Source organism: Rhodococcus sp. B50 (assembly GCF_013602415.1).
GTDB lineage: Bacteria > Actinomycetota > Actinomycetes > Mycobacteriales > Mycobacteriaceae > Rhodococcus.
On record NZ_WPAG02000002.1, the window covers coordinates 1,087,094 to 1,102,296 of the forward strand.

At 67.2% G+C, this 15,203-nt stretch carries 16 protein-coding genes; 6 read left to right on the plus strand and 10 right to left on the minus strand.

The genetic code is table 11. From position 1 onward, the window contains the following. Positions 1-66: 66 nt before the first annotated feature. Positions 67-522 carry a MarR family winged helix-turn-helix transcriptional regulator gene (locus GON09_RS05360; protein ID WP_213930915.1) on the minus strand — a complete coding sequence of 152 codons (456 nt, stop codon included), beginning with the start codon at positions 520-522 and terminating at the stop codon, positions 67-69. A 164-nt stretch (positions 523-686) separates the two neighbouring features. Between GON09_RS05360 and GON09_RS05365 the strand changes: the two genes are divergently transcribed. Both GON09_RS05365 and GON09_RS05370 read left to right on the plus strand, forming a co-directional pair. Then, complete coding sequence (locus tag GON09_RS05365; RefSeq protein WP_213930916.1) at positions 687-1,913, plus strand: MFS transporter; 1,227 nt, start codon at positions 687-689, stop codon at positions 1,911-1,913. Between the two features lie 39 nt (positions 1,914-1,952). Next, complete coding sequence (locus tag GON09_RS05370; RefSeq protein WP_213930917.1) at positions 1,953-2,783, plus strand: aldo/keto reductase; 831 nt, start codon at positions 1,953-1,955, stop codon at positions 2,781-2,783. Positions 2,784-2,844: 61 nt separating this feature from the next. Here the strand turns inward: GON09_RS05370 and GON09_RS05375 are convergent, their stop codons facing one another. Both GON09_RS05375 and GON09_RS05380 read right to left on the minus strand, forming a co-directional pair. Then, positions 2,845-5,172 carry an arylsulfatase gene (locus tag GON09_RS05375; protein WP_213930918.1) on the minus strand — a complete coding sequence of 776 codons (2,328 nt, stop codon included), beginning with the start codon at positions 5,170-5,172 and terminating at the stop codon, positions 2,845-2,847. A gap of 88 nt (positions 5,173-5,260) precedes the next feature. Then, on the minus strand, positions 5,261-6,172 hold the full coding sequence (locus GON09_RS05380; protein ID WP_213934294.1) for a formylglycine-generating enzyme family protein: 912 nt from the start codon (positions 6,170-6,172) through the stop codon (positions 5,261-5,263). A 131-nt stretch (positions 6,173-6,303) separates the two neighbouring features. On the opposite strand from GON09_RS05380, the gene ligD reads away from it, so the two are divergent. The 4 genes from ligD to GON09_RS05400 all read left to right on the plus strand — a co-directional run bounded on the left by ligD (position 6,304) and on the right by GON09_RS05400 (position 9,039). After that, the gene (gene ligD / locus GON09_RS05385) at positions 6,304-7,272 is read left to right on the plus strand and encodes a non-homologous end-joining DNA ligase (protein ID WP_213930919.1); all 969 of its coding nucleotides are present in this window, start codon (positions 6,304-6,306) and stop codon (positions 7,270-7,272) included. 284 nt (positions 7,273-7,556) lie between these two features. Beyond that, positions 7,557-7,958: a TIGR03668 family PPOX class F420-dependent oxidoreductase gene (locus GON09_RS05390; RefSeq protein ID WP_213930920.1), complete on the plus strand. Its 402-nt coding sequence runs from the start codon at positions 7,557-7,559 to the stop codon at positions 7,956-7,958. A gap of 96 nt (positions 7,959-8,054) precedes the next feature. Next, on the plus strand, positions 8,055-8,417 hold the full coding sequence (locus tag GON09_RS05395; RefSeq protein ID WP_213930921.1) for a RidA family protein: 363 nt from the start codon (positions 8,055-8,057) through the stop codon (positions 8,415-8,417). Positions 8,418-8,517: 100 nt separating this feature from the next. Then, entirely contained in the window at positions 8,518-9,039 is a 522-nt protein-coding gene (locus GON09_RS05400) for a MarR family winged helix-turn-helix transcriptional regulator (RefSeq protein ID WP_213930922.1), read from the plus strand. Positions 9,040-9,133: 94 nt separating this feature from the next. On the opposite strand, the gene GON09_RS05405 is transcribed toward GON09_RS05400, so the two are convergent. From GON09_RS05405 to GON09_RS05435, 7 genes are all read right to left on the minus strand, one after another. Beyond that, positions 9,134-10,159: an aromatic ring-hydroxylating oxygenase subunit alpha gene (locus GON09_RS05405; protein ID WP_213930923.1), complete on the minus strand. Its 1,026-nt coding sequence runs from the start codon at positions 10,157-10,159 to the stop codon at positions 9,134-9,136. Between the two features lie 2 nt (positions 10,160-10,161). Continuing rightward, positions 10,162-10,377 carry a recombinase-like helix-turn-helix domain-containing protein gene (locus GON09_RS05410; RefSeq protein WP_213930924.1) on the minus strand — a complete coding sequence of 72 codons (216 nt, stop codon included), beginning with the start codon at positions 10,375-10,377 and terminating at the stop codon, positions 10,162-10,164. A gap of 13 nt (positions 10,378-10,390) precedes the next feature. Then, positions 10,391-11,341 (minus strand): PDR/VanB family oxidoreductase, encoded by a 951-nt coding sequence (locus GON09_RS05415; protein WP_244865395.1) that lies wholly within the window; start codon positions 11,339-11,341, stop codon positions 10,391-10,393. Positions 11,342-11,435: 94 nt separating this feature from the next. Next, positions 11,436-13,097, minus strand: a complete 1,662-nt coding sequence (locus tag GON09_RS05420) for a thiamine pyrophosphate-binding protein (RefSeq protein ID WP_213930926.1) — start codon at positions 13,095-13,097, stop codon at positions 11,436-11,438. Further along, entirely contained in the window at positions 13,090-13,872 is a 783-nt protein-coding gene (locus GON09_RS05425; RefSeq protein ID WP_213930927.1) for an SDR family oxidoreductase, read from the minus strand. Before GON09_RS05425 ends, GON09_RS05420 begins: the two co-directional genes overlap by 8 nt. 40 nt (positions 13,873-13,912) lie before the next feature. After that, positions 13,913-14,674, minus strand: a complete 762-nt coding sequence (locus GON09_RS05430) for a 3-oxoacyl-ACP reductase family protein (RefSeq protein WP_213930928.1) — start codon at positions 14,672-14,674, stop codon at positions 13,913-13,915. A gap of 2 nt (positions 14,675-14,676) precedes the next feature. Next, a complete protein-coding gene (locus GON09_RS05435) occupies positions 14,677-15,183 on the minus strand; it encodes a cupin domain-containing protein (protein ID WP_016692243.1) in 507 nt (168 codons plus the stop codon). Positions 15,184-15,203: the final 20 nt, after the last annotated feature.

Genomic DNA, 15,203 nt, shown 5'->3' on the forward strand with positions numbered 1-15,203 from the left:
GTACACCCGTCCGTCCATCCCGCTCCGACAAGATGTTCTGCCGGAGCGGGTTTTTCGGATATCCGATCACGAGCCCTGCAATTGCCGGATGGCGTCGACCAACGGCGCGAGGACGGGTTCGGCCGCGGCCTCGTCGAGTGCCTCACGCAGAGCGGTGTTGTGGGTCGGCCGTGCTTCCTCGAGCAGACGCCGACCGGCATCGGTGACGTCGGTGTAGATTCCGCGGCGGTCGGTCGGACACAGATAGCGCGAGAGCAACCCACGGTCCTCGAGCCGGGTGACCAGGCGCGTGGTGGCACTCTGACTGAGGACGACGGCATCGGCGACCTGTCGCATCTGGAGATGACCGCCTTCCCCGTCGTACTGCCGGTTGAGCACATCCAGCAGTGAGTATTCGCGCGCACTCAACCCGTGACCGAACTGCAGGGCGCTCTCGATCCGATTCTCGATCCGCCCGTGCAACAGCGACAGCGCCGACCAGCTGTTGGCCAGGGCGGTCATCGTCGGATCCGTGGCGGTCATGGTCGGCTCCCTCGGTCGATCGTACGAGAAGGTGACGCCGACTGCCTGCCGGCGTTGTCACATCGCTCACTATACCCGCGCTTGCACTTAGTCGGCGTCTGCAATTATTGTCGACGCAAATAAAGCGCGTCTGCGCCTCTTCTATCGATCGAAGGATCGTTCTCATGCCACTCGCCCTGCTGGCCCTGGCCATCGGCGCCTTCGGAATCGGCACCACCGAATTCGTGATCATGGGGTTGCTTCCCCAGGTCGGATCGGATCTCGGCGTCTCGATCCCTACTGCCGGATATCTGGTCACCGGCTACGCCCTCGGTGTCATGATCGGCGCGCCGATCATGACGGCACTCGGCACCAGGATCTCCCGCAAGAACATGTTGATGCTGCTCATGGGCTTGTTCGTCCTGGGCAACGTCGTCTCCGCCCTCGCTCCCACCTTCGCCGTCATGCTGATCGGCCGCGTCGTCGCCTCCCTCGCCCACGGCGCCTTCTTCGGCATCGGCTCGGTCGTCGCCGCCGAACTGGTCGCGCCGCAGAAGAAGGCGTCCGCCATCTCCCTGATGTTCACCGGGCTGACGGTGGCCAATGTCGTCGGTGTGCCGATGGGCACCTTCGTCGGCCATACCGCAGGTTGGCGTGCCACCTTCCTGATCGTCGCCGCGCTCGGCGTCGTCGGCCTGGCCGGCATCGCGAAGCTCGTCCCCGACATCCCCCGACCCGAAGGCGTGCGGCTACGTCATGAGGTCGCGGCCTTCAAGAACGTCCAGGTCGTGCTGGCCATGACCATGACCGTCCTCGGCTTCGGCGGCGTGTTCGCCGCAATCACCTACATCGCCCCGATCCTGACCGATATCGGCGGCTTCGCCGAGTCCTCCGTCCCGTGGCTGATGGCGGTCTTCGGCATGGGCATGGTGGTCGGCAACCTCATCGGCGGACATTTCGCCGACCGCAACCTCATGCCGATGCTCTACACCGCGCTCACCGGCCTCGCCGTGGTCCTCGGGCTGTTCACCTTCCTGGCCTCCGACAAAGCAATATCGGTCGCGGCCGTCTTCCTCATCGGTGCCCTCGGTTTCGCCACCGTCCCGCCCTTGCAGAAGCACGTCCTCGACCATGCACACGGTGCACCGACACTGGCTTCGGCCGCCAACATCGGCGCGTTCAATCTCGGCAACGCTCTCGCCGCCTGGCTCGGCGGAATGGTGATCTCCGCCGGATTCGGGTACACGGCACCCAACGCGGTCGGGGCCGTCCTGGCCGTCTCCGCTCTGATCCCAGCGGTCCTGTCACACCGACTTCAGCGAAAGGACGAGCACACCAACACTGTTCGACCATCCACAGAACCCGGCCTCCACAGCACATCCGATGCTGCAGTCGAACCCGTCCACCCCTGACCCGGACCATCGCACACACCCCTGAAGGAGCACCACCTCGTGACATCCTCCACGATCCCCACCGTCACCCTGAACAACGGCGTCGAGATCCCCCAGCTCGGTTTCGGCGTCTTCCAGATCCCTGAAGACGAGACCACGGCTGCCGTGAGCGCCGCGCTCGAGACCGGCTACCGCCACATCGACACCGCCGCGATCTACGGCAACGAGGCCGGCGTCGGTCGCGCGCTGGCGGACTCCGGGCTGCCTCGCGAAGAACTGTTCGTCACGACGAAGGTATGGAACTCCGACCAGGGCTACGACGCCACCCTCCGTGCCTTCGACACCAGCCTCGCCGCACTCGGCCTCGAGCGTCTCGACCTCTACCTGATCCACTGGCCGACCCCGGCCCGGGATCTCTATGCCGACACCTGGCGCGCTCTCGAACGCCTCGTCGAGGAAGGACGCATCCGCACCGCGGGCGTGTCGAACTTCCAGCCCGCCCATCTTCAGCGCCTGCTGGACAGCAGCTCCCTCGTCCCGGCGATCAACCAGATCGAACTCCACCCCGGACTGCAGCAGAGCGAACTGCGCGCCTTCCACATCGAGCACGGCATTGCCACCGAAGCGTGGAGCCCGCTCGCTCAGGGCGCCGTCCTGGATGATGCGGCAATCACGTCGATCGCCGCGCGCACCGGCACATCGCCGGCCCAGGTGGTGCTGCGCTGGCACCTGCAGCTCGGCAACGTTGTCATTCCCAAGTCGGTCACCCCGTCCCGGATCCGGGAGAACTTCGAGGTCTTCGACTTCGAGCTGACCGACGAGGACATGTCCACCATCGGCGCCGCAGATCGCGGTCTGCGCACCGGACCTCATCCGGACCAGCTCAACTGACGCATCCCGCCGCTCCGGGCGGTCGTATCGCCCGGAGCGGGGTCGCGCGAGGAGGTGCAGCTCAGGTGTATTCGACGGTCATCCTGTCGATGCTCCCGTCGAACGGGAACGGTGCACGGTCGTAGTAGTCGAGCGATACCGGTGAACCCAGGCAGGTGCCGATGTCCAAGCAGTCGTTCGCAGTGAACAGCAACGGTGCGCTGACCGGCACGACGGTCTCCCCCACCGCCTGCCCGTCGACGGACATCCGGACGTTCAACGGACCACCGAGGCGCGCCTCGGCATACTCGGTGATCACCTCGACGAGGTGGCGTCCGGGCGCGACCCGGGTCGCCGAGCGCATCTTCGTCCGCATCAAAATGAACAGGTTGTACTCGTAGCAGAGATAACCGTCGTCCGCGAAGCACGTGAGACCACCTGCGTTGGCACCCAACGCGTAAAGGACGCCGTGGGCCCGCTCCGGGAAAGTCACTTCGACGCAGACCCGGTTGTTCTTGTTTCCCAACGCGGGAGCACAGAATTCGGGCATTCGGGTGACGTCGCCGGTGAAGTCCCAGCTCGTGTAGGGCGTGGAGATGCGTTGTTCGGGATGGATCGCCGCGACCCAGAGCCCCCCACCGATCGGAAGGGCGTTGTTCTTGGCCGCTTCGATCGCGAACAACTCCCGCAGTTGCGTCAACTTCTCGGGGTACTGCTCTGCGAGGTCCCGGTTCTGTGTCCAGTCCTTGTCGAGATGGTAGAGCTCCCAGGTGTCGTCGTCCGGGCTCCAATCCCGGATGCCGCCGGGCAGACCGGGCAGCCAGGGTGTGCGGGGTCCGAAAGCCGACGCCATCCAGCCGTCGTGATAGATCGCACGGCTGCCCATGATCTCGAAGTACTGGGTGAGTTTGCCCGCCGGAGCGTCACGGTCGACGAAAGTCCGGGCGAAACCGGCACCGTCGAGGGGGTCCTGCGGAATCCCGTCGACGGTACGTGGCGGTGTGATGCCCAGCAGTTCGTAGAAGGTCGGTACCAGGTCGTTGCAGTGCAGGAACTGGGTGCGTGGGGTGTGATCCGGAGTGATACGCGCGGGCCAGCGCACCACCATGGGATTACGCGTTCCCCCGAGATGGGACGCAAGGAGCTTCATGCCCTTGTAGGGCGTGCTGCCGGCCCAGGCCCATCCCGCGTGGTACATGTTGTCCGTCTTCGGGGAGCCGAGAACATCGAGTCCGCCGAGTTCGTCGAGGGCCGCGATGTGCTGGGCGGGGGTCGTGGGGATCCCGTTCTGCGCGAGCAGTTCGCTGATGGTGCCGTTCTGGCCCTCGCCGGAGGACCCGTTGTCGCCCCAGATGTAGAAGACCAGGGTGTTGTCGCGGTAGCCCAGCCGGTCGAGTTCGTCGAACAACCGCCCCGCCTGGACGTCGCAGTGCTCGGCGTATCCGGCCGCGACCTCCATGAGCCGTCGTTGGAAGGGCTTCTCCTCCTCGGGGATATCGTCCCACGCCGCCATGGTGGGGTGACGATCGGTGAGTTCGGCCTCCGGCGGGATCCAGCCCGTCTCCTTGGCCCGCTCGAACACGCGCTCGCGGTAGGCGTCCCATCCGTCGTCGAACTTGCCTGCATACCGATCGGCCCACGGCTTCATGATGTGGTGCGGTCCGTGCAGACAACCACTGGCCCAGTACATGAAGAACGGCCGGGACGGATCGAGTGCCTTGTGGCGGCGCAACCAGCCGATCGCGTCGTCGGCGAGGTCCTCACTGAGGTGGTAGCCCTGCTCGGGAGTCTTCGGAGGCAGGACGACGGTCGTGTTGCGGACGAGATTCGGCTCGTACTGCGACGCCTCACCGGCGAGGAAGCCGTAGAAGTAGTCGAACCCGACTCCGGTGGGCCAGTTGTCGAAGGGACCGGCCGCGGTGGTCTCCTCCGCCGGGGTGTTGTGCCACTTGCCGAAAGCCGCTGTGGTGTAACCGTAGTGGCGTAGCACCTCGGCTCCGGTGGCGCTCGATTCCGGGATGTGCCCGGAATAACCGTCCCAATCGTTGGCGAGTTCGGCGATCTGTCCGTTTCCCACGCGATGGTGGTTGCGTCCGGTGAGCAACGATGCGCGCGTCGGCGAACACATCGCCGTGGTGTGGAAGCGGTTGTAACCGATCCCTTCGCCGAGCATGCGACCGAGGGTGGGTGTGCTCACTTCGCCGCCGAACGCGCTCGGCAGACCGGGACCCGCGTCGTCGATGAGGACGACGAGAATGTTCGGAGCGTCCTCGGGAAGGCGACGGTGCTGTGCGCGTGGGCTGTAGACCGATTCCTGCATGGTCCGTCCGGCGATGCTTCCTGACGGCATCGGTGGGAACGGCAGACTTTCTCCGCCCGGGATCGGATCCGGACGCAGATCCTGGCTCATGGTGGATGCCTCTTCTCACCCCCATCCGCTCCAGTACACCACCGGTATCGGACCGAATGCACCCCTGATCAGGGTGAAACCTGCCCTGTCACGTACGAATGATGCACCGGAATCCGATATGGCACGTCGAGGTTTCCGCGGTGTCGCCCTGGCGGGCCGCGGGTCGGTACCGCAGGCAATAGTTCGGGGCACACAGGTGCGATCCGCCCTTGATGACGCGACGCGGATACGCCTCGCGCGGATCCTGTTCGGCTTTGTCGACCCGGGGATTCGTCGGGATGCAGCACGACGACGCCGGCGCGACGTTCTTGCCGCTCGAAGCATGGTTTGCGGTGAAGTGGTCGGCCGTCCACTCCCACACGTTGCCCGCCATGTCGTGGAGGCCGTACCCGTTCGGTCGGAAGTGTCCGACGGGTGAGGTTCCGGCGAATCCGTCCGTCTCGAGGTTCTGCCACGGGAATTCTCCTTGCCAGACGTTGCCGCCGGGCCGACCCTTCGGTTCGTGCTCATCGCCCCATGTAAATGCCTTACGGTCGAGTCCACCGCGGGCCGCGAACTCCCATTCCGCTTCGGTCGGCAGTTCCTTGCCGGCCCATTCGGCATAGGCCCGGGCATCGAACCACGACACGTGCGTGACGGGATGCCGTTCCCGCCCGCCGGCGGTGCTGCCGGGCCCTTCCGGGTGGCGCCAGTCGGCACCCGGGACGAACGACCACCACCGTGTGTAGTCGTCGAGCGGTACCGGCCCCGGCGGAGGCGTGAACACGAGCGAGCCAGGTACGAGCAGGGACGGATCGGCGCCCGGATAGTCGGCGGGGTCGGGCGCGACTTCGGCGGTCGTGACGTGGCCGGTGTCCTTCACGAAGCGTCGAAACTCGGCGACGGTCACCGGATGCGTGTCCATCCAGAAGCCGTCGACCGTCACCTGGTGGACCGGTCGTTCTTCCGGATAGAAATCCTCGGACCCCATCCAGAACGTGCCCCCGGGGATGAGAGTCATGTTCTGGGTAACAACACTCGCCATGACGTCAGCCTCGCACGGCCCGGGTCACGGCGCGAGGGACGCAGACCGACTCGACGAGACCACGCATTCGCCGGTCCCGCTCCGGCCCCGTGCCGCAGACTCGGGACATGCCCTCTACATCGACGGAACTGTCCCCGATGCTGGCGACCCTCGGCCCGCCGCCGACCGGGAACTGGGCGTTCGAGATGAAATGGGACGGCCAGCGCACCCTCGCCACGGTCGCCGACGGACAATGTCGGCTGACCAGCCGCACCGGCAACGACATCACCCGAAGTTTCCCCGAACTCCCGCACGAGCTCACCACTGCGACGGGCGGCCGGGACTGCATCGTCGACGGTGAGATCGTCACCCTGGACGCCGGCGGCCGGCCGGCCTTCGCCCGGTTGCAGCGCCGCATGCACGTCCACCGTCCCACCGAGGAACTACGCGTCGAGTTTCCGGTCCTGATCTACCTCTTCGACGTCCTCGCTCTCGACGGACACTCCACGACGGAGTTGTCCTATCTCGAGCGCCGGGCGGTCCTCGACGATCTGGTCGTCCCCGGCCCGCGGGTTCAGCTGTCGCCGTATCGGACCGACGTGGCCGCACCGACCATGCTCACCGTCGCCCGCGAACACGGTCTCGAAGGGATCATCGCCAAGGATCCGGATGCTCCGTATCTGCCCGGAACCCGCAGCGACGGCTGGATCAAGACACCACTGCGGCGGAACACCGAGGTTGTGGTCGTGGGCTGGCTTCCCGGAGCCGGGAAGGCAGCCGGAGGTATCGGCTCGTTGCTGCTCGGCGCGCACGACGACGAGGAGCGGTTGGTGTTCATCGGCCGGGTCGGGACCGGATTCACCGCCGCGACGCGTCGTGAGTTGCGGTCGCAGCTACGTCCGCTGGAGCGACCCACCACCCCCCTGACGGTCGCGCCACCGGTCCGGGAGACCCACGGCGCCCACTGGGTGGAGCCGATCCTCGTCGGGGAGGTCGAGTATCGGGAGTACGCGGGCGGAAGCCTGCGGCATCCGAGTTGGCGAGGACTCCGGACCGACAAGACCGTGCCGGAGGTCGATCTGCCCGGCCGACACTGACCATTCCTCCGGCAGACGGTCATCCGTCGGTGCCGCGCTGCGGACACCAGAGGACCACGCAGGGCGAGATAGGGTGACGACCGATGACTGCCGCTCGTAAGTCCGTGTCCCAGCGCGTCCTCTGACTCGCGATTGTCGTGTTCGCCGGTTGGTGCCATCTCGTCCCGTGTGCCGGGGCCCTGATCAATCCGCCCGGAAAGCGTTACCGCATAACGACATAGAAGAGCCTGCGTTCCCGCGCGGCACCACTGCCTCGATGACGTCGAGGGACTACGGTGATGTGCATGGACGCCCGCCGCCTGGTCGCCGATGCCCGAGTTGCCCGTCTGGCCACCGCGGACGGAGCCGGCAAGCCGCACCTCGTCCCGATCGTGTTCGCCCTCGACAACGACGTGATCCACACGTGCGTCGACGACAAGCCGAAATCCACCCGACGCCTACGTCGCCTCGCCGACATCGCCGAGAACCCGCGGGTGTGCGTGCTCGTCGACCACTACAGCGACGACTGGGCGCAACTGTGGTGGGTTCGAATCGACGGTATCGCCACAGTCCACGACGCCGACACCGACGAGGGCGCCGCCGGTCTCGACGCCCTCGTCCGCAAATACCCGCAGTACCAATCGCAACGACCACCGGGACCGGTGATCACCATCGGCGGGCTGTGCTGGCGTTCCTGGTCGGCATGAGTCACCCGTCCACGCAAGAGTGATTCGACCCTGGCACACCCACTATCTTAGCGCTAAGATAAATGACACCGTGTCCCGCAACCAGGAGTGATCACGATGTCCCTGACCACCGTCAGCGCCCACCATCCCTACAGCCCCGCCTTCATTGCCGGCGATCTCGTCTTCGTCTCCGGCGCCCTCTCCGTCGACCCCGAAGGCGTGGCGGTCGAGGGGCGTGACGAAGCCCTCGACGCCGCGATCGACCGCATGACCGACCGGCTCGCCGTGGTCGGCGGCAAACTGGAGGACGTCGCCAAGCTCACCTACTACGTCACCGATCTGTCGTTGCGTGAGGAGGCGAACCGCCAGTTCGAGCGGCTGTTCGCCGAGCCGCGACCGGCTCGCACCTTCGTCGAGGTCAGCGCCCTGCCCTACGGTGCGACCGTCGAGATCGACGCGATCGCCACCGCGACGCGCTGAGACCCGAACTCCCCACGCGCCCCGCGCTGCCCGTATCGTGAGGGATGCCTTGGCGCTCAATCACTGAGGCCAAGAATTTCCGACAGCACGAGGAGGGCACGTGGGGCGCGACAGGGTTCCCGACCGTGACGCCGTCGACGACATCGTCGACCAATGGGCCCGCGAGTGGCCCGGCCTGGACGTCACCCCCCTCGAGGTGCTCGGACGCCTCCACCGCACGTATCTGCGGTATCAGAGCGCGATCGGCCGCGTCTTCGACGAATACGGCATCAACATGGCCTCGTTCGACGTTCTGGCCGCACTGCGCCGCGCCGGGAAGCCGTACCGCATGACCTCGGGTCAGCTCGCGGAGAGTTCACTGGTCACCACCGGTGGGATCACGCTGCGCATCGACCGACTCGAGAAGGCCGGACTGGTGCGACGCGAACGCGACGCAGAGGATCGGCGCATCGTGTACGCCGAACTCACCCCCGCCGGAAAGAAACTCATCGACGAGATCGCGGTTGCGCACTTCGAGAACGAGACGCGCATGCTCGCCGAGCTGTCGAGGAACGACCAGGGCGAACTCGTGCAGCTGCTGCGCAAACTCGAGCACTCCCTCGTCCGACACCAGGGCGGATGACTACCACTCGTCGTTACCGTTGCATCCCGACGAATCACACAACCCACATAGGAGAGAGCGGCGGAGACCGAAGTCTCCGCCGCTCTTCCGCTCGTCAGCCGGCCATCTCCTTGGCGAGTTCGTCGGCGCGGGAACGGTACAGGCGGCGCAGGCGCATCACCCCGAGGTCGTGCTGGTAGAGATTCTCGGCCCGATCGGCGTCGGGGGCCATGCCCTCGAGCATGACGCGGTCCTGCTCGAGGACCTCCCAGTGGCGTTCCTCGAGTACCGTGCGGTACAGGAACCGCCACACGTCGCGTTCCCAGCCCTGCACCCGGCGGTAACGCCAGAAGAGCACCGCGGTGGTCTCGGCGTCGATGGGGGTGCCCATGCCGACGATTCCGAACGATCCGCCCGGGCCGGCGGTGGGCGGATACGGGATCTCGAGGTCCACCCAGTCGACGCCGGTGCGGCAGTACTCGACCCAGTCGAAGTTGACCCCGCGCTGATCGGTCTTCTCGAAGAAGAAACCGCGATCGGTCTCCCGGATACGGAATCGCGCGGAGGTCTCGCCGCCGAACATCGAGTGCGATTCGTGGTGCAGGAAAGCGCCGTGCATTGGGTCGAGGAGGTTCTCGAGGGCGAACCGCCACGGCGCTTCCCATTCGGCGTAGCAGAGGAAGGCCGAGACATCCTCGTCCTCGAGCGGATCCGGAAGATCCAGCGGTGCGGGCTCGACGTCGGGGTCGGTGCCGAACCAGGCCAGGATCGCGCCGCCCACCTCGCGTACGGGCAGCGAGGCCACCAGCTTCTTTCCTTCGAGGTTGCAGCCGGGCATGCCCGGCACCCTCGCGACGGTGCCGGTACCGTCGATCTCGACGCCGTGGTACTTGCAGGCGATGCGATCGCCGAGGTGCACACCCTGCGAGAGCGGGGCGCCGCGGTGCGGGCAACGGTCGGCGAGCATGCGGACCGTGCCGTCGGAGCCGCGGTACAGAACCCAGTCCTCTCCCAGCCGGCGCAGCTTGCGGATGCTGCCGCGTTCCACGAAGTCGGACGGGCACACGGCGTGCCACTGGTTGCGCATGCCGGTCGCGAAGATCTCGTCGGCGGTGAGGGTACGGTGCAATCGATTGACCATGGTCAGGCTCCGATCCGGCGCATCTCGGCGGTAAACGATTCGGCGGTCCATTCCTGCGCGTCGGGCGCGTGGATTCCGGAAGCGTTGAGTCCGCGGACGAGTCCGTCGAGGTCGTGGACGCCGGATCCGAAGACGGCTTCGATGGCCTTGGCGAGTTTGGTCTCGTAGGGGGTGGGGTCGGCCGTGCGGGCCTGATTGATCACCAGGTACCGATCCATCGGGAGGTCCTTTCTACAGATCCAGCACCAGCTCGGCGGAGCGGGCGCGGGAGACACAGATCATCATGGTGGCGCCGGACTCCTGTTCGGCGGCCGAGAGCAGGGAGTCGCGGTGGTCGGGGGTCCCACACAGGACGCGGGTCTCGCACGTGCCGCAGATTCCTTCGCGGCACGAGTTCGGTACGTCCACACCGGCTTCCTCGAGGGTGTCGAGGACGGTCTTCTCCGGTGCGACGGTGGCGGAGATTCCGGAGCGTTCGCACACCACCGTGAACGACGCGTCGGCGGCAGCGTCGGTCTTGCGTTCCTTGGCCTTGAACCGTTCGAGCCGAATAGCCCCTGCCTGCCAGCGGTCGGCGAACGCCTCGACGGCGGTGAGCAACCCGTCGGGCCCGCAGGCGTAGACGAGGGTGTCGGGCCGGGAGGAGCCGAGGATCGACGGCAGGTCGAGCATTCCGTCGGCGTCCTCGGCAACGAGGTGCACCCGGTCGCCGTAGGGGGCGAGTTCGTCGACGAAGGCCATCGTCTCCTTCGAACGGCCGCCGTAGTGCAGCTCCCAATCGGCGCCGGCGCGGTCGGCTTCGCGCACCATCGCGAGGACGGGGGTGATGCCGATGCCGCCGGCGAGGAAGACGTAGCGTGGCGAGGGCAGCAGTTCGAAGTTGTTGCGCGGGACGCTCACGGTGATGACATCGCCCGGGCGGATGGCTTCGTGGACGCGGCGGGATCCGCCGCGACCGGCCTTCTCGTGCAGCACGGCGACGCGGTAGCCGGTCTTGTCGTCGGGGTCTCCGCACAGGGAGTACTGCCGGATGTGACCACCGCCGAGGTGCAGGTCGAGGTGGGCGCCGGGGGTCCAGTGGTCCACAGCCGCTCCGTCGGGTCGCTCCAGGCGGAGCGAGAGGACTCCGGTGGATTCGACCCGCATCTGACGGACCATGAGGTCGACGGTCTCAGCAGTCATGATCACCCTCCGAGTAATTGATTCAGTACTCATTATCTTAGCGCTAAGATGTTACTCGCGCCACAGTCGATCCGAGATTTCTTTTCCGGCTGGGCTACGTGCCTGGCACCGTCACCGGCGGCGTGAACGGCGCCGGCATCTCCCCGTACGAGGCCAGGTCGACCTCGACGATCACCGGGGCCTGCAGCGACACCGCACCCTCGAGCACCGGGTGCGCCTCCCCCGCCGATCCGATGCGCCGGTACTCGACCCCGATCGCCCGCGCGAGCAGCGCGAAGTCCGGGGTGGTCAGGTCGACGGCGTAGGGCCGTTGCCCCGAGCCGGTCTGCATGTTGCGCAGCACCCCGTAGCCGCCGTCGTTGCAGACGAGCAGCACCAGCCACGGCTTCTCCTGCGCCATCGTCAGGACCTCACCGAGGTGCACCGCCAGTCCCCCGTCTCCGACGAGCGCCAGGGTCGGCCGGGTCTCGTCGGCCAGGGCCGCGCCGATCGCCATGCCGAGGCCCTGCCCGATGCCGCCGCCGCGCGGGAAGATGTTGCTGCGCGGGTCGTAGACGGGCAGGAGTCGGTTGCCCCACGAACTCGACGCGATCGTCACGTCCCGAGCGATGACGGCATCGTCGGGCAGCACGGCGCGCACTGCATCGCACAAGACCGCGTGGTCACCGAGACCGGTGCGCTGGTTCTCCCGCACACGCTGCCGCGTCTCGCGGGCGCGTTCCGTCCACGCTGCCTCGACGGCATCGCCGAGTCCATCGAGTTCCAGTACCGCCGAGAGGAATTCACCGACCTCGCCGACAACCGGCAGATCCGCGGCAAATACACGGCCGGGTGCGGCCGGATCCAGATCCACCTGCACGTGCCGCGGGGGCATCGGGATCGAGTAGTCGCCGGTCTCGTTGGAGCGGAAGTGGGTGCCCAGTGAGACCACGAGGTCGGCGTCGGCGAGCAGCGCCCGGCCGAGCGGCGACGAGCCGTAATTGCCGATGCACAGCCGGTGGCTCTCCGGCACGGCGCCGCGACCGGAGTTGCTGGTCAGCAGCGGCACACCCCAGCGGTCGACGAGGGCGGTCAGCGTGTCCCCTGCCCGCGCTGCCCCGCCACCCGCCCAAATCACCGGTCGCCGGGCCTGCGCGATCGCAGCGAGCGCCGCCTCCACCTGGGCGCGGTCCGCGCTGCGCGGCATCCCGAGCGTGACCGGTGCCGGTTCGAGGGTGTAGTCGTCGGCGTACTGCAGGTCGATCGGCCATTCGATGCTGGCCGGTCCGCCCGGTGTCGACAACGCGTGGGCGACGGCTTCGCGCAGTACTTTTCCGGCACTGCCGGTGTCGAGGATCGTCGCGGCGTGCGCCGAGACCGCCTCGAGCATGCCGAGCTGATCCTTCGTCTCGTGGATGAACCCGCGGCCCGAGCCGAGGAAGCGCGACTCGATCTGTCCCGTCACGTGGAGCACCGACGTTCCGGCACTGAGGGATTCGATGAGGGAGCCAGCGGCGTTGCCGGCCCCCGTGCCGGTACTGGTGAGGGCACAGCCGAGTCCTCCGGTGGCACGGGCGTATCCGTCGGCGGCGTTGACGGCGGTCGCCTCGTGTCGCACGGGCACGAACCGCAGGTGCCGGCTCACCGCTTCCACCAGCGGCTGGTTGTGCACGCTGACGATGCCGAAGACGGTGTCGACACCGGCCTCGCGCAGCACCTGGACCAGCAGATCCCCACCGTTACCCGAGCGTGCGGTCATGACATTCCTTTCAGACATAGCGCGCGACACCGCCGCACACGTCGATGCTGGTGCCCGTCACATACGACGAGCGGGGTGAGAGCAGGCCGACGATGTGGAAGGCCACCTCGTCGGCGGTGCCGAAGCGTCCGAGCCCGATACCGCGGTCGGCGGCGATCTCGGCCTCCCACTCGTCGAAACTTCCGGTGTAGCCGGAGTTCTCGTAGCGGCGACGCCACTGTCCGGTGTCGACGAGACCGAGGGCGACCGAGTTGACGCGGATCCCGTCGCCGGCCAGTTCCAGCGACAGCGACTTGCTCAGATTCAGCAGTCCGGCCCGTGCGGCGCTGGTGGTGACCAGCTTGGTCTCGGGCTGACGCGCGAGCACCGCGGAGATGTTGACGATCGACGCCGCATCCGATTTCCGCAGCAGCGGGAGCGCTGCGTCGACGGTGTTGAGCACGCTCGAGAACTTCAGGTCGAACTCGTCGCGCCAGTCGTCGAGGGTGGTGTCGGCGCGGGCCTTCATCCGCGAGTTGCCGGCGTTGTTGACCAGGCCGTCGAGTCCGCCGAACCGCTCGTATCCGCCCTGGACGAGGGCCCCCACCGCGGCGGGGTCGCGGACGTCGCAGGCCGCGGCGTGCACCCGATCGCGTCCGGGCAGCGCGTCCAGCGCGGCGTTGAGCCGCTCGAGGTCGCGGGCGCAGGTGACGACGTTGGCACCTTCCGCGAGCAGCATGGTGACGGTCGCGAGACCGATGCCGGAGCTGCCGCCGGTGACGAGACAGGTGCGGTTGTTCAGAAGCAGGTCCACAACCCGGTCCTTCCGTGAGATCAGTGCAGGACTCGAAGAGTCAGTGCAGGACGAAGCCGCCGTCGACGACCAGTTCCTGCCCGGTGATGTACGACGCTTCGTCGCCCATGAGGAAGGCGACGGCGCCGACGAGATCGGCGGGCTGCTGCGGCCGGGTCAACGCCCGATTCAGCCGGTACAGATCGTGCCGGTGTTGCGGAACGAACTGTGCCGATTCGCTTTCCGTCAGACCGGGTGAGACGGTGTTGACGGTGACCCCGTACGGGCCGAGGTCGCGTGCCATGGTGCGGGTCAGCGCCGACACTCCGCCCTTGGAGGCGATGTAGTGCGTCAGGCGCGGCGATCCGTACAGCGCAGCGTCGGAACCGATGGCGACGACCCGGCCGGTGCCGTGCTGCTCGGCGTAGTCGAGGATCGACGGGACGAGGGCGCGGCTGACGAGGAAGGTGCCCCGCAGGTTCACGTTCAGCACCCGGTCCCATTCCTCGACGGCCAGTTCGTGCACGGCCTTGCCGCCGACGCCGTCGGCGAGAGCGGCGTTGTTGACCAGTCCGTAGACCGATCCGTCGGCGGTGACCTGCGCAGCGAAGGCGTCGACGGAGTCGGCGTCGGCGAGGTCGACGTGCACGAACCGCGCGGAGATGCCGTCGGCGCGCAGTTTCGCGGCGGCGTCCTCACCGTGGGGGTTGATGTCGGCGATCCAGACCGCGGCGCCGGCGTCGCCGAGGCGGCGCGCGATGGCCAGTCCGAGGCCGCGCGCCGCTCCGGTGACGACAATCGTGCGGTCGTCGAGGGTGCCCACGCTCAGTCCCGGGAGATGCCGAAGACGGCGGAGGTCTCCGGGTAGGTCGGGACCTGCGGCTTCTGCGTGCCGATGATGACGCAGAACAGGGCGTCGGTGGTGCCGGTGTTCTCGAGGCTGCGCGGCACCCCGGCGGGGACGACGATCATGTCGCGGTAGCCGAGGGTGCGCTTCTCGACGACGCCGTCGCGGTGGATGCCGACCTCGACCTCGCCTTCGAGGACGAAGAACGCTTCCTCGGCGTCGTGGTGGGTGTGCTCGGGGCCTTCGGCACCGGCGGGCAGCAGCATGTTGGAGAAGGTGAAGCCGCGCGACGGGATGGTGCGGTTGTCGTTCTCGTGGTTGCCGGTGGCGCCGGAACCGACGTAGCGGATCTGGGCGCGGCGGAACCGGTCGCCGGCCTTGGCCTGGAATCCGAGGGTGTCCCAGTCCTCGTGGCGGGTGCCACGGGTGAGGATGAGCGAGTCGGTGAATTCCTTCAGGTCCGAGGTGGTGTAGTCGAGTGCCATGGTGATGCTCCGTTCCGGAA